Origin of the sequence: Cryobacterium sp. MDB1-18-1, from assembly GCF_004402735.1 — a bacterium.
Taxonomy (GTDB): domain Bacteria; phylum Actinomycetota; class Actinomycetes; order Actinomycetales; family Microbacteriaceae; genus Cryobacterium; species Cryobacterium glucosi.
Window position 1 is genome coordinate 24708 of the sequence record NZ_SOFR01000064.1, and the last position, 22343, is coordinate 47050.

The 22343-nt window shown below is 69.3% G+C and carries 20 protein-coding genes; 10 read left to right on the forward strand and 10 right to left on the reverse strand.

What is annotated here, in order from left to right:
- Positions 1–68: 68 nt before the first annotated feature.
- The gene (locus E3O50_RS15165) at positions 69–1562 is read left to right on the forward strand and encodes a PAS domain-containing sensor histidine kinase (protein WP_134449764.1); all 1494 of its coding nucleotides are present in this window, start codon (positions 69–71) and stop codon (positions 1560–1562) included.
- A gap of 46 nt (positions 1563–1608) precedes the next feature.
- On the opposite strand, the gene E3O50_RS15170 is transcribed toward E3O50_RS15165, so the two are convergent.
- Positions 1609–1857, reverse strand: coding sequence for a WhiB family transcriptional regulator (locus tag E3O50_RS15170; protein ID WP_035837005.1), 249 nt, complete (start codon positions 1855–1857; stop codon positions 1609–1611).
- Positions 1858–2037: 180 nt separating this feature from the next.
- Here E3O50_RS15170 and E3O50_RS15175 point away from each other — a divergent pair, with 180 nt between their 5' ends.
- A complete protein-coding gene (locus E3O50_RS15175) occupies positions 2038–2493 on the forward strand; it encodes a hypothetical protein (RefSeq protein ID WP_134560588.1) in 456 nt (151 codons plus the stop codon).
- Positions 2494–2619: 126 nt separating this feature from the next.
- Here the strand turns inward: E3O50_RS15175 and bcp are convergent, their stop codons facing one another.
- Genes bcp through aroA form a run of 3 tightly spaced genes read right to left on the reverse strand, consistent with a single transcriptional unit; the run spans position 2620 to position 5516 of the window.
- Positions 2620–3099: a thioredoxin-dependent thiol peroxidase gene (bcp, locus tag E3O50_RS15180; protein WP_134560590.1), complete on the reverse strand. Its 480-nt coding sequence runs from the start codon at positions 3097–3099 to the stop codon at positions 2620–2622.
- Positions 3100–3108: 9 nt separating this feature from the next.
- Positions 3109–4158, reverse strand: a complete 1050-nt coding sequence (gene rsgA / locus E3O50_RS15185; protein WP_134449767.1) for a ribosome small subunit-dependent GTPase A — start codon at positions 4156–4158, stop codon at positions 3109–3111.
- On the reverse strand, positions 4155–5516 hold the full coding sequence (aroA, locus tag E3O50_RS15190; RefSeq protein WP_134560592.1) for a 3-phosphoshikimate 1-carboxyvinyltransferase: 1362 nt from the start codon (positions 5514–5516) through the stop codon (positions 4155–4157). The genes rsgA and aroA overlap by 4 nt, the downstream gene beginning before the upstream one ends.
- Positions 5517–5626: 110 nt before the next feature.
- Here aroA and E3O50_RS15195 point away from each other — a divergent pair, with 110 nt between their 5' ends.
- Together E3O50_RS15195 and E3O50_RS15200 are read left to right on the forward strand one after the other, a co-directional pair.
- Positions 5627–6265 carry a sigma-70 family RNA polymerase sigma factor gene (locus tag E3O50_RS15195; protein WP_174774656.1) on the forward strand — a complete coding sequence of 213 codons (639 nt, stop codon included), beginning with the start codon at positions 5627–5629 and terminating at the stop codon, positions 6263–6265.
- Positions 6262–6504: a zf-HC2 domain-containing protein gene (locus tag E3O50_RS15200; RefSeq protein WP_134449770.1), complete on the forward strand. Its 243-nt coding sequence runs from the start codon at positions 6262–6264 to the stop codon at positions 6502–6504. The genes E3O50_RS15195 and E3O50_RS15200 overlap by 4 nt, the downstream gene beginning before the upstream one ends.
- A 72-nt stretch (positions 6505–6576) precedes the next feature.
- On the opposite strand, the gene E3O50_RS15205 is transcribed toward E3O50_RS15200, so the two are convergent.
- A complete protein-coding gene (locus E3O50_RS15205) occupies positions 6577–7491 on the reverse strand; it encodes a VOC family protein (protein WP_241975497.1) in 915 nt (304 codons plus the stop codon).
- A gap of 151 nt (positions 7492–7642) precedes the next feature.
- Positions 7643–11425, reverse strand: a complete 3783-nt coding sequence (locus E3O50_RS15210; protein WP_134560594.1) for a multifunctional oxoglutarate decarboxylase/oxoglutarate dehydrogenase thiamine pyrophosphate-binding subunit/dihydrolipoyllysine-residue succinyltransferase subunit — start codon at positions 11423–11425, stop codon at positions 7643–7645.
- 130 nt (positions 11426–11555) lie between these two features.
- Here E3O50_RS15210 and E3O50_RS15215 point away from each other — a divergent pair, with 130 nt between their 5' ends.
- The 4 genes from E3O50_RS15215 to E3O50_RS15230 all read left to right on the forward strand — a co-directional run bounded on the left by E3O50_RS15215 (position 11556) and on the right by E3O50_RS15230 (position 16183).
- Entirely contained in the window at positions 11556–12995 is a 1440-nt protein-coding gene (locus E3O50_RS15215; RefSeq protein WP_134560596.1) for a GuaB1 family IMP dehydrogenase-related protein, read from the forward strand.
- A 201-nt stretch (positions 12996–13196) separates the two neighbouring features.
- A complete protein-coding gene (locus E3O50_RS15220; RefSeq protein WP_134560598.1) occupies positions 13197–14624 on the forward strand; it encodes a hemolysin family protein in 1428 nt (475 codons plus the stop codon).
- Positions 14617–15699 (forward strand): hemolysin family protein, encoded by a 1083-nt coding sequence (locus E3O50_RS15225; protein ID WP_134560600.1) that lies wholly within the window; start codon positions 14617–14619, stop codon positions 15697–15699. Before E3O50_RS15220 ends, E3O50_RS15225 begins: the two co-directional genes overlap by 8 nt.
- Before the next feature lie 106 nt (positions 15700–15805).
- A complete protein-coding gene (locus E3O50_RS15230) occupies positions 15806–16183 on the forward strand; it encodes a VOC family protein (protein WP_134560602.1) in 378 nt (125 codons plus the stop codon).
- 71 nt (positions 16184–16254) lie between these two features.
- On the opposite strand, the gene E3O50_RS15235 is transcribed toward E3O50_RS15230, so the two are convergent.
- A complete protein-coding gene (locus E3O50_RS15235; protein ID WP_134560665.1) occupies positions 16255–17388 on the reverse strand; it encodes an NADH:flavin oxidoreductase/NADH oxidase in 1134 nt (377 codons plus the stop codon).
- 29 nt (positions 17389–17417) lie between these two features.
- Here E3O50_RS15235 and E3O50_RS15240 point away from each other — a divergent pair, with 29 nt between their 5' ends.
- Complete coding sequence (locus E3O50_RS15240) at positions 17418–18287, forward strand: ADP/ATP-dependent (S)-NAD(P)H-hydrate dehydratase (protein ID WP_134560604.1); 870 nt, start codon at positions 17418–17420, stop codon at positions 18285–18287.
- 11 nt (positions 18288–18298) lie between these two features.
- Here E3O50_RS15240 and E3O50_RS15245 read toward each other — a convergent pair whose 3' ends face one another.
- From E3O50_RS15245 to E3O50_RS15255, 3 genes are read right to left on the reverse strand one after another with little or no spacing between them, the layout of a single operon-like run.
- Positions 18299–19057, reverse strand: a complete 759-nt coding sequence (locus E3O50_RS15245; protein ID WP_134560606.1) for an amino acid ABC transporter ATP-binding protein — start codon at positions 19055–19057, stop codon at positions 18299–18301.
- Positions 19054–19932: an amino acid ABC transporter permease gene (locus E3O50_RS15250; protein WP_134560666.1), complete on the reverse strand. Its 879-nt coding sequence runs from the start codon at positions 19930–19932 to the stop codon at positions 19054–19056. Before E3O50_RS15250 ends, E3O50_RS15245 begins: the two co-directional genes overlap by 4 nt.
- A 32-nt stretch (positions 19933–19964) precedes the next feature.
- Positions 19965–20897 carry an ABC transporter substrate-binding protein gene (locus E3O50_RS15255; RefSeq protein ID WP_134560608.1) on the reverse strand — a complete coding sequence of 311 codons (933 nt, stop codon included), beginning with the start codon at positions 20895–20897 and terminating at the stop codon, positions 19965–19967.
- Between the two features lie 120 nt (positions 20898–21017).
- Between E3O50_RS15255 and E3O50_RS15260 the strand changes: the two genes are divergently transcribed.
- On the forward strand, positions 21018–22343 hold the full coding sequence (locus E3O50_RS15260) for a glycosyltransferase family 87 protein (RefSeq protein ID WP_166787412.1): 1326 nt from the start codon (positions 21018–21020) through the stop codon (positions 22341–22343).

The window sequence follows — 22343 nt, forward strand, 5'->3', positions numbered from 1 at the left end:
TGACACCGCGCGCCGATTCATGGTCGCCCCAGTCACTTTCCTCGTTCAGGGGGACCTAGGCTGGCAGGGTGTCGACGCTCAGTGATCTCGTACTTGCCCAGGGCCGCAGCAGTGCCGAGGATGTGGACTGGCTCCACATGCTCGTCGCGGACGGTCAGCTCCTCGCCGACCTTGCTTTCGCGGACATCGTGGTGTGGGTGCCCGGCACGACCGGGAGCTTCGTGGCGGTCGCGCACGCGCGCCCCTCGAGCGCCGCGACCCTGTTCTACCGCGACTTCGTCGGGCAGGGAATCAAGGGGGAATGGCGCCAGCAGGTGACGGAGGCCTTCGAGTCCGCCAGGATCGTGGATACGACGGCCCCGGACTGGTACGAGGAGACTCCGACCCGCGTCAGGGCGATCCCCGTGATGCGCCGGCTCAGCACGACCGGTTCCCAGATCGCACCCGTGCCCGTCGCCGTGCTCACCCGGCACACGAACCTCAGCGAGGCGCGCACGCCGAGCCGCCAGGAACTCACCTTCAACGACTGCGCCAACGACCTGTTCGCGATGATCGCCTCCGGCGATTTCCCCGATCTCGGCGCTCCGACCGGCCCGCGCCGCGGCGCCCCGCGCGCCTCGGACGGCCTGATCCGGCTCGACCTCGACGGTGTCACGACCTTCGCGAGCCCCAACGCGCTCTCCGCCTTCAACCGGATGGGCTTCGTCGACGAGCTCGAGGGCGAGTCACTCGCCGAGGTCACGACGGGATTGCTCACCGGCACGGTCGTCGTCGACGAATCGCTCCCGCTCGTCGTCACCGGCCGGGCTCCCTGGCGAACCGATGTCGAGGCTCGCGGGGTGACCGTCTCGCTCCGCGCGATCCCGATCCGCAACCGCGGCCAGCGGATCGGCGCGATCGTGCTCTGCCGCGACGTGACCGAACTGCGCCACCAGGAGCGCGAGCTCATCACGAAGGACGCGACCATCCGGGAGATCCACCACCGGGTGAAGAACAACCTCCAGACCGTGGCGTCGCTGCTCCGGATCCAGGCCAGGCGGACCCACTCCGATACCGCGCGCGAGGCGCTCAACCAGGCCATGCGCCGGGTCGCGGCGATCGCTGTCGTCCACGACACCCTGTCGACGGGGCTGAACCAGCAGGTCGACTTCGACGTCGTCTTCGACCGGGTGCTGCTCCTGATCGCCGAGGTCGCATCCGCTCACAACACGACGGCGCACCCGAAGCTGTCCGGCAGTTTCGGCGTTCTGCCGAGCGCCTTCGCCACCCCGCTCGCGCTCGCGCTCACGGAGCTCGTCACGAACGCGGTCGAGCATGGCCTCGCCGGCCGGGAGGGCGAAGTCGTGATCGAGGCCGAGCGCAACGAAGAGACCCTCACGGTGCGCGTGCGTGACAATGGTTCCGGTCTTCCCGAGGGCAAGGTCGGATCGGGACTGGGCACGCAGATCGTGCGCACCCTGATCCAGGGCGAGCTCAGCGGGAGCATCGACTGGCACACGATGATGGGCAGCGGCACCGAAGTGACGATCGAGATTCCCCTGCGGTACATGCGTGAGACCTGACTGCCGCGGGGGCGGCGCGCCAGGTCTCAGGACACGGGCGGTGGGGCTAGGACGCGCGGCGCGCCCGTGCGGCACGGCGCTTGAGGGCGCGGCGTTCGTCTTCGCTCAGGCCGCCCCAGACGCCGGAATCCTGTCCGGTCTCCAGTGCGTACTGGAGGCACACCTCGGTCACATTGCAACGGGCACACACAGACTTGGCCTTCTCGATCTGGTCCACAGCGGGTCCAGTGTTACCGACGGGGAAGAACAATTCCGGGTCGGCGGTGAGGCAGGCCGCTTTGTCGCGCCAGTCCATAGAGATGCTCCTTTATTGCAGGGTGCCTGGCCGATTGGCCGAAGATGAGAGGCTGCCGATTGCAGGAAGGTAAGCGATTTACGCATTCATAGGGCTCACGTCCCTGTGAGCGTCAACCGGGCCTCAATTATGGTCGCATAATGGTGGGGTCAAATCAATAGTTTGGTATGGGATATCTCTGTGAATCAACAGTTCGACCAGCGTCCGGACGGTGACGCCGGTGCGTTCCGCCCGCGTCGTGCGCCCGCACTCCTTCTCCTCGCCGGCCTGCTCTGGGCCGAGGCCGCCCTGCTCTGGGCCGCGGTGGTCTGGCTCGTCCTCGAGCTTCTCACCGCGACGCCGACCTCGCTCGCGAGCGGGGTCGCGATCCTGATCATCGTGCTGATCGCCGCCGCCTGGGTGACCGCGATCGCGGTCAATTCCCTGAGGCGCCGCGGCTGGATCCGCGGCGCCGCGGTGACCTGGCAGGTCGTGCAGATCGCCGTCGCCGTCGGCTGCTTCCAGGGGCTGTACGCGCGTCCGGATCTCGGCTGGGCGCTCCTGGTGCCCTCGATCGTGGTGCTCGGGCTCCTGTTCACTCCAGCGGTGCTCACGGCCACGCAGACCCCGCGGGATGAGGGCGACACGGCCGGGTAGACATCCGTCGCCGAGTGTTCACACAGTATTTCGTCCAGGCAGCAGGTCGGTGCCGCCCGGACGGCAGCGGATGTCGTCAGCGGCCGCTGGGGGCCCCTGACGGCCCCGGGGAAGTGGGACCGGGTGTCAGTCGCCGAGGCCGAGCTTCTTGCGCAGGCTCGCGACGTGGCCCGTCGCACGTACGTTGTAGAGCGCGAGCGTGATCAGTCGGGCCTCGTCGATCACGAAGGTGGACCGCAGGACGCCCGTGACGGTCTTGCCGTAGAGGTTTTTCTCGCCCCAGGCGGCGTACGCCCGGTGCACGGTGAGGTCGCTGTCGCTCAGGAGCGGGAACGTGAGGCCCTCGGCGTCCCGGAAGGCCCGGAGCTTCTCCGGCGTGTCCCGCGAGACGCCGAGCACGCGGTAGCCCGCAGTCTCGAGCGAACCGAGGCTGTCGCGGAAATCGCAGGCCTGCTTCGTGCAGGCCGGGGTGAGCGCGGCCGGGTAGAAGTAGACGACGACCTTCGAGCCCGCGAACCCGGCCAGCGAGACGGATGCGCCGTCCTGGTCGGTGAGCGTGAACTGCGGTGCCGGGTCGCCGGCTTCGAGGCGCGTGGAATCCGTCATGCCCCCACGTTAGTGGTGCGGGGACACCGCGAAGGTCGCGAGCAGTCGTTGCAGCGAGTCGAGGCGGGCCTTGCCGGTGTCGCCGAGTTCGCCGGCCGCGACGGCCTCGTTGATGGCGCAGTCCGGCGAGTCCGGCAGATGGGTACAGCCGCGCGGGCACTTCTCCGCGATCGCGGCGAGGTCGGTGAACGCCTTGAGGATGTTGTCGGTGTTGATATGCCCGAGGCCGAAGGAGCGCACGCCGGGGGTGTCGATGACCCAGCCGCGGCCGGCATCCGTTTCGAGTCGCAGCGAGACCGTCGAGGACGAGGTGTGCCTGCCGCGGCCGGTCACGGTGTTCACGACGCCGACGGCGCGGTGCGCGTCCGGCACGAGGGCGTTGACGAGCGTGGACTTGCCGACGCCGGAGTGGCCGACGAAGACGGTGTCATGGCCGACGAGCGCAGCGGAGATGCTCTCGAGCGGCATGGCGTCGTCGCGGCTCGTGAAGACGATCAGGTCGAGGCCGGCGAAGTTGTTCAGGAACTCGGCGGGATCGGCGAGGTCGGTCTTCGTGATGCAGAGGATCGGCGTGACGCCCGCGTCGTACGCCGCGACGAGGTACCGGTCGACCAGGCGGATGCGCGGCTCCGGGTTCGCGGCGGCGACGACGATGAGCATCTGGTCGGCATTGGCGACGATGACCCGTTCGACGGCGTCGGTGTCGTCGGCGCTGCGGCGCAGCAGGGTGACCCGCGGCACGATCCGCACGATGCGGGCGAGGCTGCCCTCCGCCCCGGTGGTGTCTCCGACGATGTCGACGCGGTCGCCGGTCACGACGGCGTGCTTGCGCAGCTCGCTCGCCCTGGCCGCGGTCACCCGTCGTTCGGTGTGCTTGTTCTCGTCGAGCATGACGGTGTAGCGGCCGCGGTCGACCGAGAGGATGCGCCCGGTGAGCGCGTCCTCGTGGTCAGGGCGGGTCTTGGTGCGCGGTTTGCTGCCCTTGCGGTTGGGGCGCACCCGCACGCTCGACTCGTCGAACTCGGGTTCGTCGTCGTCCGCGCCGGCCCACCAGCTCATGCGAGCACGGTCGAGGCGAGGAGCGCGTGCCACAGTTCGGGGAACTGGGGGAGCGTCTTCGCAGTCGTGCCGATGTCCTCGACCAGGACGCCGGGAACAGCGAGGCCGATCAGGGCTCCCGCCGTCGCCATCCGGTGGTCGTCGTAGCTGTGCCACTGTCCGCCGTGCAGGGGCCGCGGGTCGATCTGCAGGCCGTCCGGCAGCTCCGTGACGGCGCCGCCGAGCCCGTTGATCTCCGTCACGAGGGCGGCGAGGCGGTCGGTCTCGTGGTTCCGGATGTGGCCGATGCCGGTGATCGTGCTCGGGGAATCCGCGAGGGCGGCGAGGGCGACGAGGGCCGGCGCGAGCTCACCTCCCGTTGAGAGGTCGAGAGTGACGCCGGTGAGATGCTCGCCCGCGGTGACCGTGAGACGGTCGCCCGCGCGGGTGACGATCGCGCCGAACAGCGGCAGCAGGTACGCGAGGTCGGCGCCGACCTGGGTCGTCTCGGCAGGCCAGCCCGTGATCGTGACGCTCCCGCCGGCCACGAGCGCGGCCGCGAGGAACGGCGCGGCGTTGGACAGGTCTGGTTCGATGTCGACGTCGATACCCCGGATCGGGCCGGGCTCGACGATCCATTCGCCGACGGCTGGGCTCGTCACGGTGACCCCGCGGCGGGCGAGGGTCGCGATCGTCATCTCGATGTGCGGCAGGCTCGGCAGGCGTTCGCCGTCGTGTCGGAGGTGCAGTCCGCGCTCGAACCGCGGGGCGGCGAGGAGCAGGCCGGAGACGAACTGGCTCGAGGTGGACGCGTCGATCGTGACCTCACCGCCGGAGAGGCTGCCGGTGCCGTGCACCGTGAACGGCAGCGCGTGGCGGCCGTCGTCGTTGATGTCGGCGCCGAGGGCGCTGAGGGAGGAGATCGTGGTCGCCATCGGGCGGCGGCGTGCACCGGCGTCGCCGTCGAACGTCGTCGGGCCGAGCGCGAGGGCGGCGACGGGCGGGAGGAAGCGCATCACGGTGCCGGCCAGGCCGCAGTCGATCGTCGTCGAGCCGAAGAGCTCGCCGGGGGTGACCCGGAGGTCCGCGCCGAACTCGCCGTCGCCGGGGACGGACTCGATCGTGGCGCCCAGCTGCCGGAGCGCATCGACCATCAGGTCGCTGTCGCGGGAGTGCAGCGGTGCGCGGAGGAGGGAGGGCCCGTCGGCGAGGGCCGCGAGCACGAGCTCGCGGTTGGTGAGCGACTTCGAACCCGGCAGGGAGACGACGGCGGCGAGCGGCCGCGCTGCAACAGGGGCCGGCCACCAGGCATCCGTCTCTTCGGGCGCGTTGTCGCCGTAGGGATCGAAATCGGGCTTGGAATATCTCGAGATCAACATCGGTTATCAGGATAGTCGGTGATGAACAGATGAGGGAGGTCCCGATGGTGCTGTCAACGGTGCTTGAACGACCCGAAACGTCCGTGATCGACGCATTAGAATTGTCCGTGATGACAACTGACGCGATCGACCTGCGAGACCTGTTCGAAGAACAGGCGATGCCCTACATCGACCAGCTCTACGCCGCAGCAATGCGGATGACGCGCAATCCTTCGGATGCGCAGGACCTGGTCCAGGAGACGTTCGTCAAGTCGTTCGCCGCTTTCAAGCAGTTCGAGCAGGGCACCAATCTCAAAGCGTGGCTCTACCGCATCCTCACGAACACATTCATCAACACCTATCGCAAGAAGCAGCGCGAGCCCTACCAGGGCACCATCGACGACCTCGAAGACTGGCAGCTCGGGGGCGCCGAATCGACGACCGCGATGGCGAGTCGCTCGGCAGAGGCCGAAGCGATCGATCACCTGCCGGACAGCGCCGTGAAGGACGCCCTGCAGTCCATCCCGGAAGACTTCCGGCTGGCCGTGTACTTCGCCGACGTCGAGGGCTTCTCCTACCAGGAGATCGCCGAAATCATGAAAACACCGATCGGCACCGTGATGAGCCGCCTGCACCGTGGCCGGCGACTCCTGCGTGACCTGTTGGCCGGCTATGCGCTCGAGCGCGGCCTGGGCTCAGCCCAGCCCGCATCCGGGACCCCGGCTGCAACGGGCCGGGCCGGTCGTAACACCTCTGGGAGCACGAAATGACCGATTGCGGCTGCGAGAAGGCCAAGGCCGAACTCGAGGAATACCTCCACAACGAACTCTGCGGCGAGGACACCGCCGATATCCAGGAGCACCTGGCCCACTGCACGGACTGCAGCAGCGAACACCTCGTCGGGCGCACCCTGACCGAGGCCGTGCAGCGCGCCTGCCGGGAGATCGCTCCGGAAGACCTCCGCGACCAGGTGTTGCTCAAACTGCGTACCATCCAGTCCTCGCACTGACTCCCGCCTGGCACTGACTCCTGCCTGGCGTGTCCCTCGCGGCACCGTCGTTCGGCGGATGCCCGTGACGGATCACCCGGCGGACTGGCTGGTTTCGACGTCACTCTCGTCGACGTCGATGAAGGCGGCATCCGCGAAGGCAGCGTCGTCGCCGACGCCGGTCGCGACCGTTTCCGTCGTTGTGGCGTCGTCCCTGGCCGCGCCGGTCGGCGTGCCGGCCTCGACCGAACCCAGGTAGAACATCGCTCCCGTCGGGTCTGCGACCTGGGCGAAGGTGCCGAACTCCGAGTCCCACGGCTCGCGAAGCACCGCGCCGCCCAGCTCGACGACCCGGGCGGCGGCCGTTGCCGCGTCCGGGACGCCGAAGTACACCGCCCAGTGCGAGGGAACACCCTCCGGGAGGAACGCCGTCGAGTCCATGACCCCGGCGACGGGCATGCCCTCCGGCCCGATCGTGCTGTACCGGAATTCCGGGGTGTCGCTCAGGACCTGCGGGTCCCAGCCGAAGACGGTCGCGTAGAACGGCAGGGCGGCGTCGTAGTCCCGACTGCTGAGTTCGTGCCAGATCGGTGTCCCCGGCCGGGCGACGGTGTGGAAGCCGTCGAACTCAATGGGCTGCCAGATGCCGACCGCGGCGCCGGAGGGGTCCGCGAGCACCGCGGTGCGTCCCATCCCGCCGACCGTGAGCGGCTCCAGGAGCACCTGGCCTCCGGCTGCGACCGCGGCCGTCACCGTGTCGTCGACGTCGTCGACCGAGAGGTAGACGAGCCACGCGTCCGGCGCGTTCGACCCGTCAGGGGCGGCGGCCATTCCTGCGACATCTGCGGCTCCGCGCGAGAAGGTCACGTAGTTGCCGTATTCGGGTCCGGATTCGCTCGCGTGCCACCCGAAGAGCTGGGTGTAGAACTCACGGTCCTTCGAGGGATCCGAGGTCATCAGGTCGTTCCAGCAGGGTTCGCCGAGCCGGGTCACATCGCGGGTGGACACAGCAACACTCCTTCGGTCGCGTCGCGGTCCCTGTCACCTTCGAGGTCGCGATCGCGGCCAGCCTACGACCGGGCCCGTCTCCGGGCAATGCCCGTGCCCTTCCGGTCGAGAGTGCCCGCCAGAACGGGAACTCTCGACCGGAAAGGTACGCCTAGAGGGTGAGCGCGTTCCTCAGCAGGTCGACCTGTTCGGCGGCGTGCCGCTTCGCGGAGCCGGCCGCCGGCGATGCGGAGGCGGCCCGGGAGAACACCCGAACCGGGCGCTTGACGACCTTGCTGGTGCTGAAGTAGAAGAACGGCCAGGCGCCCTGGTTTTCCGGCTCATCCTGCACCCAGGCGAGTTCGGCGTCCGGGTACTGGGCGACGACCTGCTGAATCTCGGCTGCGGGCAGCGGGTAGAACTGCTCGATCCGCACGAGTGCGATCTCGGGGTTCGGGTTCTTCTCGAGCTCGCTGAGCAGGTCGTAGTAGAGCTTGCCCGCCATGAACAGCACGCGCTTGACAGCGGACTTGTCTGTGATGCGCGCGTCGTCGATCACGGGCTCGAAACGTCCGCTGGTGAAGTCGGCGACCGCGCTCGTCGCGCCGCGCAGGCGGAGCATCGACTTGGGCGTGAAGACCACGAGCGGGCGCCGCGGGCGCATGTACGCCTGGCGGCGCAGCAGGTGGAAGTACGAGGCCGGCGTCGAGGGGCGGGCGACGGTCATGTTGTTCTCGGCGCACAGCTGGAGGTAGCGTTCGATCCTCGCCGAGGAGTGGTCGGGGCCCTGGCCCTCGTACCCGTGCGGGAGGAGGAGCACGACGGAGGACCGCTGGCCCCACTTCTGCTCGGCGGAGGACACGAACTCGTCGATCACGGTCTGGGCGCCGTTGGCGAAGTCGCCGAACTGGGCCTCCCAGAGAACGAGCGCGTCGGCGCGTTCGACGGAGTAGCCGTACTCGAAGCCCATCGCCGCGTATTCGCTCAGGAGCGAGTCGTAGATCCAGAACCGGGCCTGGTCCTCGCTGAGGTTCGCGAGCGGCAGCCATTCCTGGCCGTTGATGCGGTCGTGGAGAACGGCGTGACGCTGCACGAAGGTGCCGCGGCGGGCATCCTGGCCGGCGAAGCGCACCGGGGTGCGCTCGAGCAGGAGGGAACCGAGGGCGAGGAGCTCACCGAACGCCCAGTCGATGTTGCCGTTCCGGCTCATGTCCGCACGCTTCTGCATGAGCTGCTGGAGCTTGTTGTGGACCGTGAAGCCGGCGGGCTTGTTGAGGAAGGCATCCCCGATGAGGTGCACGACCGCCTCGGGGACGCCCGTGGTCGCAGGCTCGCCGACGGCTTCGTCCTGGAGGTTGTTGCCGGAGGACAGGCCCTGGCTGCCGACGACCGGAATCGAAGAGGACTGCGCGGCGTGCGTCTCCATGAACGCGCGTTCGAGGCGGTCCTGGAAGTCGGCGTGCGCGGCCTCGTACTCTGCCTCGGTGATGTCGCCACGTCCGACGAGCGCCTCGGTGTAGAGCTTCCGCACCGAGCGCTTGGCCTCGATCAGGTTGTACATCAGGGGCTGGGTCATCGAGGGGTCGTCGCCCTCGTTGTGGCCACGCCTGCGGTAGCAGATCAGGTCGATCACGACGTCGCGCTTGAACTCCTGGCGGTAGGCGAATGCGAGCTCAGCGACCCGCACGACGGCCTCGGGGTCGTCGCCGTTCACGTGGAAGATCGGCGCCTGGATGGTCTTCGCGACGTCCGTCGAATACACCGAGGTGCGCGCGTCGAGGGGCAGCGTCGTGAAGCCGACCTGGTTGTTGACGACGAGGTGGATCGTGCCGCCGGTGCGGAAGCCGCGCAGCTGGGACATCTGCAGCGTTTCGAGCACGATGCCCTGGCCGGCCATGGCCGCGTCGCCGTGCACGAGCACGGGGAGGGTCGAGAAGGTGCCGATCGGCTTGCGGTCCTGCTTGGCGCGCACGATGCCCTCGAGGACGCCGTCGACGGCTTCGAGGTGCGAGGGGTTCGCGGCGAGGTACACCGGGATCTCCACGCCGTTGTTTCCGCGGAAGCTGCCCTCCGTGCCGAGGTGGTACTTGACGTCCCCTGAGCCCTGCACGCTTCTGGGGTCCTGGGTGCCCTCGAACTCGCGGAAGATCTGGCCGTAGGTCTTTCCGGCGATGTTGGTGAGCACGTTCAGCCGGCCACGGTGGGCCATGCCGATCGCGACGCCGTCGAGGCCGGCATTCGCCGCACCTTCGAGGATCGCGTCGAGGAGCGGGATGGTGGACTCGCCGCCCTCGAGGCTGAACCGCTTCTGGCCGACGTACTTGGTCTGCAGGAAGGTCTCGAAGGCCTCGGCCTCGTTGAGCTTTCCGAGGATGCGCATCTGCTCGTCATGCGTGGGCTTGACGTAGGTCTTCTCCATCTTTTCCTGCATCCACTTGCGCTGGGCAGGGTCCTGGATATGCATGTACTCGATGCCGGTCGTGCGGCAGTAGGAGTCGCGGAGCACACCGAGGATGTCGCGGAGCAGCATCAGCCGCTGGCTGCCGAAGCCGCCCGTGACGAACTGGCGGTCGAGGTCCCAGAAGGTCAGGCCGTGGTTGGCGATGTCGAGGTCGGGGTGGGTGCGCTGGGTGTATTCGAGCGGGTCGACGTCGGCCATCAGGTGTCCGCGGACCCGGTAGGCGTTGATCAGTTCCTGCACGCGCGCGGTCTTGTCGACGGCGCTCGCGAGGTCGACGCTGATGTCGGGCGCCCAGTGGATCGGGTCGTATGGAATGCGCAGCGCCGCGAAGATGTCTTCGTAGAAGTGGTGCCCGCCGATGAGGAGCTCGTGCACGATCTTGAGGAATTCGCCGGAGCCGGCGCCCTGGATGACGCGGTGGTCGTAGGTGCTCGTGAGGGTGATGGTCTTGGAGATGGCCAGGCCGGTGAGCGTCTTGACGCTCGCACCCTGGAACTCGGCCGGGTAGTCGAGGGCGCCGGCGCCGATGATGCAGCCCTGCCCCTTCATCAGCCTGGGGACGGAGTGCACGGTCCCGATGCCGCCCGGGTTGGTGAGCGAAACGGTCGCGCCGGAGAAGTCGTCGGCGGTCAGCTTGTTCTTGCGCGCGCGGGTGACGAGGTCTTCGTATGACGACAGGTACTCGCCGAAGGTCATGGTGTCCGCACGCTTGATCGCGGGGACCATGAGGGCGCGGGTGCCGTCCGGCTTGGGCAGGTCGATCGCGATGCCGAGGCCGACGTGGGCGGGAGCGACGACGGAGGGCTTTCCGTCGATCTCGTCGTACCAGACGTTCTGGCTCGGGAACATCTTGAGGGCCTTGATCAGCGCCCAGCCGATCAGGTGCGTGAAGGAGACCTTGCCACCGCGGGACCTGCGCATGTGGTTGTTCATCACGATGCGGTTGTCGATCAGGAGCTTGGCCGGGATGGTGCGCACGCTCGTCGCCGTTGGCACGGTGAGGCTCGTGGCCATGTTGGCGGCGAGGCTCTTCTGCATGCCGCGGAGCGGGGTGACGAGGTCCTGCGTCTCGGCAGTGCCCGCCGGAGCCGGCTGACCCTTGACCGGCGCGTCGGCAGGGACGGGGAGCGAACGCGGGGCGGTCGAGGTGGTGCGGGCGGTGCGCTGGCCGCCGATGATCGCGATCGGTGCCGTGATCGGGGCGGGCTCGACCGGGGCGGATGCGACGGGGGCCGGTGCGACCGGGGTTGCTGCTGCGGGGGCGGATGCCGCCGGCTGGGCCGGCTGCGCGGCCTCGGCAGCGGGTGGCTCCGCGTCGTGGCCTGCCCCGTTCGCGGTCTGGTGGTAGCTCTCCAGCACGGGCCACCAGGACTCATCCACCGAGTTCTTGTCGACGAGGTACCGTTCGTACAGCTCGTCGACGAGCCACTCGTTCGCTCCGAATTCACCCGACGTTGCTTCGTCGGATCCACTACCGGTCAACTGGCTCGACACAGCCGGTTCCCACTCTCTGCGTTGAATTTTGGATATCCCCGGCCGAAAATCGCCGGTTCGGTCTGCCCGCCCAGCCTAAACCAATCGCGCATGGCTGCGGGTATCGATGCGGGGGGCTAGCGTTATTTGCATGCAGTTCTATGGAGCGATCCCCAGCCACGATCTCACGTATTCCGACGTCTTCCTGGTGCCGAGCGAATCGGCCGTCACGAGCAGGCTCGACGTCTCCCTCGCGCCCGGAGACGGGACAGGGGCCACCATCCCTGTCGTGTCCGCGAACATGAACTCGGTGACCGGTCCCCGGCTCGCCGCGTCCCTCGCACGCCGCGGCGGACTCGGCGTGCTGCCGCAGGACATGCACCTGCAGGAACTCGACGCCGCGATCCGCTGGGTGAAGGACCAGTCGACCCGTTTCGACACCCCGTTCATCTTCGGGCCGGGTGAAACGGTCGCGAGCGCCCTGCGCCAGGTGCCCCCCGTCGCCGGCCAGGGCATCGTCGTCAACGACGCCCGCGGCGCATACCTCGGCTGCATCGACGCCGCCAGGCTCGGCACCGCCCTGCCGGACGCCCAGCTCGGCGACCTGCTGCACGGCCCGCTGACGTCCCTCGACGCCGAGGACATCGACGGCCCGCGCCGCGCCTTCGACGTGATGACCGCCGCGGAACTCGACTTCGCCCCCGTGCTCCGCCACGGCGTCATGGTCGGCACCCTGAGCCGCAAGAGCGCGCTCCGCTCGACCCTCTATCAGCCCTCCGTCGACGCCCACGGGCGTCTGCTCGTCGCGGCGGCGATCGGCATCAACGGCGACGTGGCCGCGAAGGCACGCGCGCTCGTCGCCGCCGGTGTCGACGTCCTCGTCGTCGACACCGCGCACGGGCACCAGGCCGGCATGCTGCGGGCGCTCGGCATCGTCGCAGAGCTCGGCCTCGGCATCCCGATCGTCGCAGGCAACGTCGTGACCGCGGATGCCGTCAACGACCTGGTCGGGGCGGGCGCCACCATCGTGAAGGTCGGCGTCGGACCCGGCGCGATGTGCACGACCCGGATGATGACCGCCGTCGGCCGGCCGCAGTTCTCCGCCGTGCTCGAGACCGCAGCCGCCGCGCGCGAACTCGGCGCGCACGTCTGGGCGGACGGCGGGGTGCGCTACCCCAGGGACGTGGCGCTCGCACTCGCCGCCGGCGCGGCATCCGTCATGATCGGCTCGTGGTTCGCCGGCACCATCGAGGCGCCTGGCCTGCTCGACACGGATGCCTCCGGCGCGGTCTACAAGGAGAGCTGGGGCATGGCATCGACCAAGGCCGTTCAGGAACGCTTCGACAGGCTCGACCCGTACGAGCTCGCACGGAAGACCCTCTTCGCAGAGGGCATCTCGAGCTCGAAGATCTACCTCGACCCGCTCCGTCCCTCACTCGAGGACCTGCTCGACATGATCACCTCCGGTGTGCGCAGCTCGTTCAGCTACGCGGGCGCGACCAACCTCGACGAATTCCACGAGCGCTCCCTCGTCGGGATCCAATCGGCCGCCGGCTACGAGGAGGGCAAGGCCCTCCCGGTCTCCTGGTAGCGGTCGCTTCCTGACAATCGGGTCCGGGTGTGCCACGCGCACCCGGTCCCGCACGGGACCTGCACGGTATAGTTGGATGAATAATGGACGACCCTCCTCCTGCGAATTCGCCCAGTAACCGTTCTCCCCGTGAGAACGGTTTTCCCCTTGTGACGACAGCTGCAACGACAGCTGTAACGAAAGCGGACGCCGGGCCCCGCGATGTTTGAGTGGGTCATGCTCGGCGTCGGCATCATCCTGACCATCGGCACCGGCCTCTTCGTCGCGAGCGAGTTCTCCCTCGTGAATCTCGAGCGCAGCGACCTCGAGGCCAGGCAGGCCCGCGGAGAGACGCGGCTCGCGAAGACCATCGCGGCCCTGAAGATCACCTCGACGCACCTCTCGAGCGCCCAGCTCGGCATCACCCTGACCACGCTCCTCACCGGCTACGCTCTCGAGCCCGCGATCAGCAGCCTGCTCGCGCCGCCGCTGCTGGCTGCGGGGTTCCCGAAACTCGTCGTGCCCGTCGTCGCCTCGACGGCCGCGATCGTGATCGCGACCCTCGCCTCGATGATCATCGGCGAGCTGGTGCCGAAGAACTTCGCCCTCGCCCTGCCGATCAAGACCGCGAAGCTCGTGATCCCGTTCCAGACCCTTTTCACGACCGTGTTCCGTCCGGCCGTGACCGTGCTCAACGGCAGCGCGAACGCCGTGCTCCGGTCGATCGGGATCGAACCCAAGGAAGAGCTGTCCGGAGCGCGCACCGCAGAGGAGCTCTCCTCGCTCGTGCGGCGTTCTGCCAGTGCCGGCCTGCTCGAGAAGGACACGGCGAAGCTGCTGCACCGCACCCTGCTCTTCTCCGGCCACACCGCCGCCGACGTCATGACGCCCCGCCCGCGCGTCGCGAGCATCCAGCGCAACGCCTCCGCCCAGGCCGTGATCGACCTCACCCGCCAAACCGGGTACTCGCGGTTCCCCGTCGTCGACGAGGGAGTCGACGACGTCGTCGGCATCGTGCACGTGAAGCAGGCCGTCGCCGTGCCGCGGCACCGCCGGGCGGATGTCCCGGTGTCCGCACTCCAGTCCGAGGCCGTTCGCGTGCCGGAGACCATGAAACTCGACGGCCTCCTCGTCGAACTCCGCGGCCGCGGCTACCAGATGGCCGTCGTCGTCGACGAATACGGCGGAACCGCCGGTGTCGCGACCCTCGAGGACCTCGTCGAGGAACTGGTCGGCGAGGTCGCCGACGAGCACGACCGCACCAGGGCAGGGGTCGTGCGTTCGCCGGACTCCCTGACCTTCCCCGGGATGCTCCGCCCGGACGAACTCCTCGAACGCACCGGCGTCGTGGTTCCTGAGGACGGCCCGTACGAGACGGTCGCGGGTTTCGTGATGAGCGAGCTCGGCCGATTGCCCGTCGTCGGCGACGTCGTCGGCATCGCAACGGGAGAGCTCTCGGTCGAACGTCTCGACGGTCGCCGGATCGACCGCATCCGCTTCACGCCCACGTCGGAGCCGGAACCGGAGACCGAGTCCGAGCCGGGGACCACGGTCGCGGTCGCAACCGTACCGCTGGCGACGCCGGCGACGGCACCCTCTGCGCCCACCCGACCCACCGCGGCGAAGCCGAAGGAGCGCCGTCATGAGTGACTGGGCAGGAATCGTCTGGCTGTTCGTGCTGCTCGCCGGAAATGCCTTCTTCGTGGCCGCCGAGTTCGCGGTCATCTCCGCGAGGCGCTCCCAGATCGAGCCGCTCGCAGCCGCCGGCCGGATGGGCGCCCGGACGGCGCTCTACGCGATGGAGCACGCGACGCTCATGCTCGCGACGACCCAGCTCGGCATCACGGTGTGCTCGCTGCTGATCCTGAACGTTTCTGAGCCGGCGATCCACCACCTGCTCGAGGCGCCGCTCGCCCTGACCGGGCTGCCGGACGAGGCGCTCACCGCGATCGCGTTCATCGTGACGCTGCTGCTCGTCTCCTACCTGCACGTCGTGTTCGGCGAGATGGTGCCCAAGAACCTGTCGTTCTCGATCCCCGACAAGGCCGTGCTCGTGCTCGCGCCGCCGCTCGTGTTCTTCGGACGCCTCGTCAAGCCCCTGATCGTGGCGCTCAACTCGACTGCCAACGGCGTCCTGAGGCTGTTCCGGGTCGAGCCCAAGCACGAGGCGAACAGCACGTACACGCTCGAGGAGGTCGCGACGATCGTGTCGGAGTCGACCAGGGAGGGCGTGCTCCGCGACGGAACCGGTGCGCTCAGCGCGACGTTCGAGTTCACCACCCGCAAGGTGCGCGACGTCGCGGTCCCGCTCGCGGACCTGATCAGCCTGCCGGAGTCCGCAAGCCCGGCCGACGTGGAGAAGGCCGTCACCAAGCACGGTTTCTCGCGCTACGTGCTCGTGACCGCCGAAGGGGAGCCGACCGGCTACGTGCACCTCAAGGACGTGATCGACCTCGACGGCGACGCGGGAATCCCCGTCACGGGCAGCACCGCCGGGAACGGCCTCGGCAGCTACGCCGATCCCATCCCGGCCAAGCGCATCCGCCAGCTCGTGTCGATCTACGAAGGCACCGACCTCGAGGACGCGCTCGCGACCATGCGCCGCTCCGGAGCACATCTCGCCCGCTCGTTCACCGCAGTCGGGGCGACGACGGGGGTGCTCTTCCTCGAGGACATCATCGAAGAGCTCGTCGGCGAAGTGCAGGACGCGACCCGGCGTCTCTGAGCGGCGTCGAGGGCCCGGGTCCGACGGACGCTGCGGGCAGGCCGGGACCTCGACGGCGGGTGCTCACGGGCGTAAAATGTGCGCCGAAAGAAAGTGAGGCAGACTCATGTTGAGCCAGTTGGAAGCCTATTCGGTACTGCCGGCGAAGGACCTGAAGCGCGCGAGGGAGTTCTACCGGGACAAGCTCGGGCTCGAACCGGCGGAGGAGCACGAGCACGGGCTCGTCTACCGCACGCCGTCCGGGGCCAGGGTGCAGGTCTACGAAACCGAGAACGCCGGCACGGCCAGGAACACCGCGCTCGGCTGGATGACAGACGACCTCGAGGCCGAAATGGCCGCGCGGCGCAGCCGCGGAGTTGTCTTCGAGGAGTACGACGTGCCGGGACTCAAGACCGAGAACGGCATCGCAACGGACTCCGAGGGCAAGGCTGCCTGGTTCCGGGATTCGGAAGGGAATTTCATCTGCGTGTCCCAGCCGGTGTGAATGGCCAGACGGCGTGAAGGGCCAGGCGCCCTGAGCGCCTGGCCGGAGTGAGCGCCGGGTCGGTGGGGCGCTCAGGCCTCCGGCCAGCGGGCGCGCAGGTACTGCGGCGGCCAATAGTCGATCGTCGCCCCGAGTTCGTGGGCTGCCCGCAACGGGAAGTGCGGGTCGCGCAGGAGTTCCCTCGCGAGCATGACGGCGTCGGCCTGCCCGCTCGCGAGGATCTCCTCGGCCTGCGCCGGGGTCGTGATGAGTCCGACCGCGCTCACCGGGACATCCGCTTCGCCCTTCACAAACGCGGCGAGCGGCACCTGGTAGCCGGGACTGAGCGGGATCTGCACGCCCGTGACGTTGCCGCCGGAGGAGATGTCGAAGAAGTCGGCGCCCGCGGTGCGCGTCCAGCCGGCGACGGTGGCGGTCTCCTCCGGGGTCCAGCCTCCCGGGGCCCAGTCGGTGGCCGAGAAACGCACGAAGAGCGGATGCGACTCGCCGACCGCCGCGCGGACGGCCGCGACGACCCGCAGCAGCAGCCTGGCGCGGTTCTCGAGGGAACCGCCGAACTCGTCGGTGCGGTCGTTGCTGAGCGGGGAGAGGAACTGGTGCAGCAGGTACCCGTGTGCCGCATGGATCTCGAGCACGTCGAAGCCGGCTTCGATGGCGCGGACGGCCGCGGCGGCGAAATCGTCGACGACCGTGTCGATGCCGCGGGCGTCGAGGGCGACGGGAGCCGCGTAGCCGGGGAACGGGATGGTCGACGCCGACAGCGTCGGCCAGCCGCCCTCCGCCGCGGGGACGGTGCCGTGCCGGACGGCGCCGTGGCTGTCGGTGCCCCAGGCCGGCCAGGTCGATGCCTTGCGGCCGGCGTGCGCGAGCTGGATGCCGGCGCGTGCGCCCTGTCCGTGGATGAAGCGGACGACGTGGGCCCAGGCGTCGGCCTGCTCCGTGTTCCAGATGCCGGTGTCTCGGGCGGTGATGCGACCCTCCGGGCTCACCGCGCTCGCCTCGGCGATGACGAGGCCGGCCCCGCCCGCCGCGAGGCCGCCGAGGTGCACGAGGTGCCAGTCCTCCGGCACGCCGTCCTCTTTCAGGATCGAGTACTGGCACATCGGGGCGACCCAGAGCCGGTTGCGCACGGTCAGGCCCCGGACGGTCAGGGGGCGGAAGGCGAGGGGCTGGGCGGGCTGCTGGGCGGGGGTGGGCTGGGTCAGGGGCACGCAAACCAATCTATCGTGGGGTCATGAGTGGTTTCGCGGGATGGCAGGCCTGGGACGATGAGCGGGCGCGAGAGTGGATCGCCGTGCCAGGGGCATCCGCAGACAAGTACAGCAGGGGGGTTCTCGGCGTGCGCACGGGCTCACGCGCCTACCCGGGCGCCGCCGTGCTCGGGGTCGAGGCGGCCATGCGCACGGGGCTCGGGATGGTGCGCTACCTCGGCCCGCGCCGGGCCACGAGCCTCGTGCTGCAGCGCAGGCCCGAGATCGTCACAGCGCAGGGGCGGGTGCAGGCCTGGTTGCTCGGCTCCGGGATGGACGCCTCCGAGCGCTCGCCGGCGACGCTCGAGGCGCTCGAGGGCGCGTTCGCCGAGGGGGTTCCCGTCGTGTGCGACGCGGGCGCCCTCGACCTCGTCGGCAGTCACAGCGGCCCGACCGTGATCACCCCGCACTACCGGGAGCTCGCCGGGCTGCTCTCCGGCGCGGGCTCCGGCGCGGTCTCCGGGCGGCGTGTCGACGTGACGCCCGCGGAGATCGCGGCGGACCCGGGGGAGTGGGCCGTGCGCGCTGCCGACCTGCTCGGCGTGTCCGTTTTGCTCAAGGGGGCTGTGACGTACGTCGCCTCGCCCGGCGGCACCAGGCTCACGGTGACCGGTGCCCCGCCGTGGCTCGCGACGGCCGGCGCGGGGGACGTGCTCGGGGGCATCCTCGGCGCACTCTTCGCCACCCACGCCGCGGCGCTCGAAGCGGATGCCGAGGCCTGCGCCGCCCTCGCGGCGACCGCGGCGCTCGTGCACGGCCTCGCGGCGGCCCGGGCGTCCGCAGGCGGCCCGCTTGTGGCCCTCGATGTCGCCGAGGCCATCCCCGCGACGATCGCGGCCCTCCTCCGCCCCTGACCCGGATCGAATCAGCGGCGCGGGATGCGGGCGAGGAAGGCGCGGGTGCGGGGTTCGCGCGGGGCATCGAAGACCTGCTCCGGCGGCCCGAACTCGAGGATCCGGCCGGCGTCGATGAACGCGACCCGGTCGGCGACGTCCCGCGCGAAGCCCATCTCGTGGGTCGCCATCACGATCGTCGTTCCCGACTGCTTGAGCTGCCGCACGAGGTCGAGGACCTCGCCGACGAGCTCGGGATCGAGCGCGCTCGTCACCTCGTCGAGGAGGAGCAGTTCGGGGTTCGTCATGATCGACCGCACGATCGCGGCACGCTGCTGCTGGCCGCCGGACAGTCGGTCGGGGAAGTCGCGGGCCTTCGCGGACAGGCCGATCTGGTCGAGCAGCTCGAGGCCGCGCGCCTCGGCCGTGCGGCGCGGCACCCGGTGCACGATCCGGCTGGCGAGGGTGACGTTGTCGAGCACGCTCAGGTGCGGGAAGAGGTTGAACTGCTGGAACACCACGCCGATCCTGGCGCGCACGGCGTCCGCGTTCGCGCGCGGGTCGCTGATGTCCCGGCCGGTGAGCCAGACCTGCCCGTCGTCGACGCGCTCGAGCAGGTTGATCACGCGGAGCAGGGTCGACTTGCCGGACCCGCTCGCCCCGATCAGTGCGACGACCTCGTGTTCGTGCACGACGAGGTCGATGCCGCGGAGCACGGGAACCGAGCCGAAGCTCTTGTAGACGTCGTCGACCCGGAGGACCGGAACGACGGCATCCGCTGCCTCGCTCATACGACCCCACCGACCTGCTCGCGGCGGCGCATCCGGGCGGACAGCCAGTCCGTGAGGCGGATCATCGGCAGGGCGAGCAGCACGAAAAGCAGCCCGGCGAGCACGTACGGCGTGAAGTTGAAGCTCGCCGCCGTCTCGATCTGGGCGGCCCTGACCGCGTCGACGGCGCCGAGCACGCTGATCAGGCCGACGTCCTTCTGCATCGCGACGAAGTCGTTCATCAATGCCGGCGTCACCTTGCGGAGCGCTTGCGGCAGCACGATCGTGCGCAGGGTGCGGCCGTGGCTGAGGCCGAGCGACCGACCGGCGAGCACCTGCGAGGGGTGAACCGCCTCGATCCCGGCGCGCCACACCTCGGCGACATAGGCCGAGTACGTCAGGACGAGTGCGATCGTGCCCCAGACATACGAGGGCAGCTTCGGGAACACCCCGAGGCCGGGCAGCCCGAAGCCGACGAGGTAGAGCACGATGATGAGCGGCAACCCGCGGAACAGGTCGGTGTACCCGGCGGTGAGGGCGCGCAGCGGGAAGAAGACCGCGCCGCGCAGGGTGCGGAGTGTCGCGAGCAGCAGGCTCACGATCAGCACGCCGACGGCGGCGACGAGCAGCACGCGGATGTTGAGCAACAGTCCCTCGAACACGCGCGGCCAGGCCTTCACCGCGACGGCGGGGTCGAAGAAGGACTGCTGTACCCGGGTCCAGCCCGGCGTGTTGACCACGAACACCCAGATCACGATCGCGAAGAGGACCGTGCTCACCGCGCTCAGCAGCACAGACCGGGCGGTCTGCGTGCGCCTGTACGCCCGGCGGCCGAGCTCGACCGCGCTCGACGGCCGCGTCGGCCGACCGGTGTCGGTGACCGTGTCGGTGACCAGGTCGGGACCGGCCACTGGACCTTCCTCCGGTGTCACTTCAGGACGGGCGCGTCCGCGTTGCCGGCGAGCCAGGTATCGGCGAGGTTCGCGAGGGTTCCGTCCGCGCGCAGGGCGTCGACGGCGGCGCTCACGGCGGCGGTGAGTGGGCTGTCCTTGGCGAGGACGAGGCCGAATGCGTCGGTACCCGCCTGGGCGCCGGGCGTTGCGCCAGGGGTGGGGGTCTGGCTGCTGGACCCCGCTGCGGCATCGGGCAGCTGCCCGATGATCGTGCCGCCGTCGAGTTCGACCCCGGTGAGGTAGAACGCTGTCGGGAGGTCGACGACGATCGCGTCGACGGTGCCGTTCTGCAGTGCGAGCTTCGCGTCGTCGTTCGTGTTGAACGCCTGCACGCCCTGGGTCGGTGCGATCAGCTTCTCCGCTTCCGTGAAGCTCGTCGTGCCGGTCGCGGCCCCGATCAGGAGACTCTTGAGTCCGGCGAGCGAGGTCACGGCGGCCGCCGGAGAGGTGCTGACGGTGATCACGGCCTGGGTGGTCTCGTAGTACGGAGAGGAGAAGTCGACCTGCTGGGCGCGCTCGGCCGTGATCGAGAACTGCTGCAGGTTGAAGTCGAAGGCCTTCGGCCCCGGAGCGATCGCCTCGTCGAAGGTGCTCCGCACCCAGGTCACGTTCTCCTTCGCGAAGCCGAGCTTGCCGGCGACGGCGTAGGCGACGGCGGCTTCGAAGCCCTTGCCGGATGCTGGTGAGTCGTCGATAACCCAGGGGAAGTACGCGGGTTCCCCGGTTCCGATCGTGAGCTTGCCCGGTGTGAGGTACGACGTGGGATCGGGGGAGCTCAGCGATCCCGCGTTCGTGGACGGGGCGCTGCCCTGGGTGGGGCTCGCTGCCGAACAGGCGCTCAACAGGAGCGCACCCGCCACGGAGAGGGCGAGCACAAAAATGTGACGGGACCTGCGGCGATTCACCATATTGACCACTCCTCGAGATGACTGTCTCTGGCCATCATGACGCATGTTTTCGCGGTCGTCGGCACCCACCAGCGAATGTGACGGTCTCGTTAAGAACACCGGGGTGTGGGAAAGTGGAACGTGCCCGATTCCCTCCCCCCGAAACCACCGGTGCGGTTCGCGTCGGGGCCGAGCCTGCGCATCCTGCTCTGGGCCGGATTCATCGCTGTGCACGCCTGGCTCGTCTACATCTGCTTCGCCGCGATCGGCTGGCCGCTCGGCGATGTCGACGTCGTCTACCTCGGCTGGGCGACCGACGCCGCGAGCGGAGTGGCCCTCGTCGGCATCACCGCGCCCTTCGTCTACCCCCTGCTCGCCGTCGTGCCGATCTTCGCGGCCCTCGCCTTCGGCACCGCCTCGTACACGGCGACCTGGCTCGGCATCGTCACCCTCCTCAACGCGGTCGCATTCGCGGCCCTGACCGGCCGGCGCCGCGGGCCGCGCGCGCTCCTCGCCGCGGGCTGGTGGCTGGCCTTCCTCCTGCTGCTCGGTCCGATCGCGCTCGCCAGGATCGACTCGATCACGGCCCCGCTCGTCATCCTCGCCGTTTTGTGGCTGCGGACCCGGCCGGTCTGGGGCACCGTGATCCTCACGCTCGCGACGTGGGTGAAGATCTGGCCGATCGCTGTCATCGCGGCGCTTGTCATCGCATCGAAGCAACGGATGCGCGCCGGCTACGCCTTCCTCGCCACGAGCGCCGTCATCGTGGTCACGGCGCTCAGCCTCGGCAGCGGCCTCCGCGTGTTCAGCTTCATCTCCGAGCAGGCCAACCGCGGCATCCAGATCGAGTCTCCCGTCGGCGCCATCTGGATGGTGCAGGCCGCGCTGCGGATCCCGGGCAGCTACATCTACTACGACCACGACATCCTCACCTTCCAGGTCGTCGGCCCAGGATCTTTCATCGCCGTCGCGCTCATGACGCCGGTCCTCGCGCTCTGCATCGCAGCGGTGCTGCTGATCGCGGTGCGGGCGACACGGGCAGGGGCGAGCTTCGAGAGGCTGTTCCCGCCGCTCGTCCTCGCGCTCGTCGTGACGCTGATGGCCGTCAACAAGGTCGGCTCTCCGCAGTTCGTGATCTGGCTCGCCGCGCCGACCATCCTCGGCATCCTCCTGCGAGGGCGCGGCTGGCGTACCCCGACCATCCTCGTCACGGTCATCGCCGGGCTCACCCAGGTCGTCTACCCCTACCTGTACGACTGGCTGCTCGTCGCCAACCCGCTGATGGTGCTCGCCCTCTCCATGCGCAACGTGCTCGAGTTCGTCGTGCTCGCCTGGGCCGTCCGCGAGGTGTGGACCCTCGGCAGCAGCTCCGCCCAGCACGGCAGCCGCCACGGGAACGGCAACGCCGCCCCGCACGACCCACCGGCGGCCGGCCTCGACCGCCCGATCCTCATCCCCAGGGAGTAA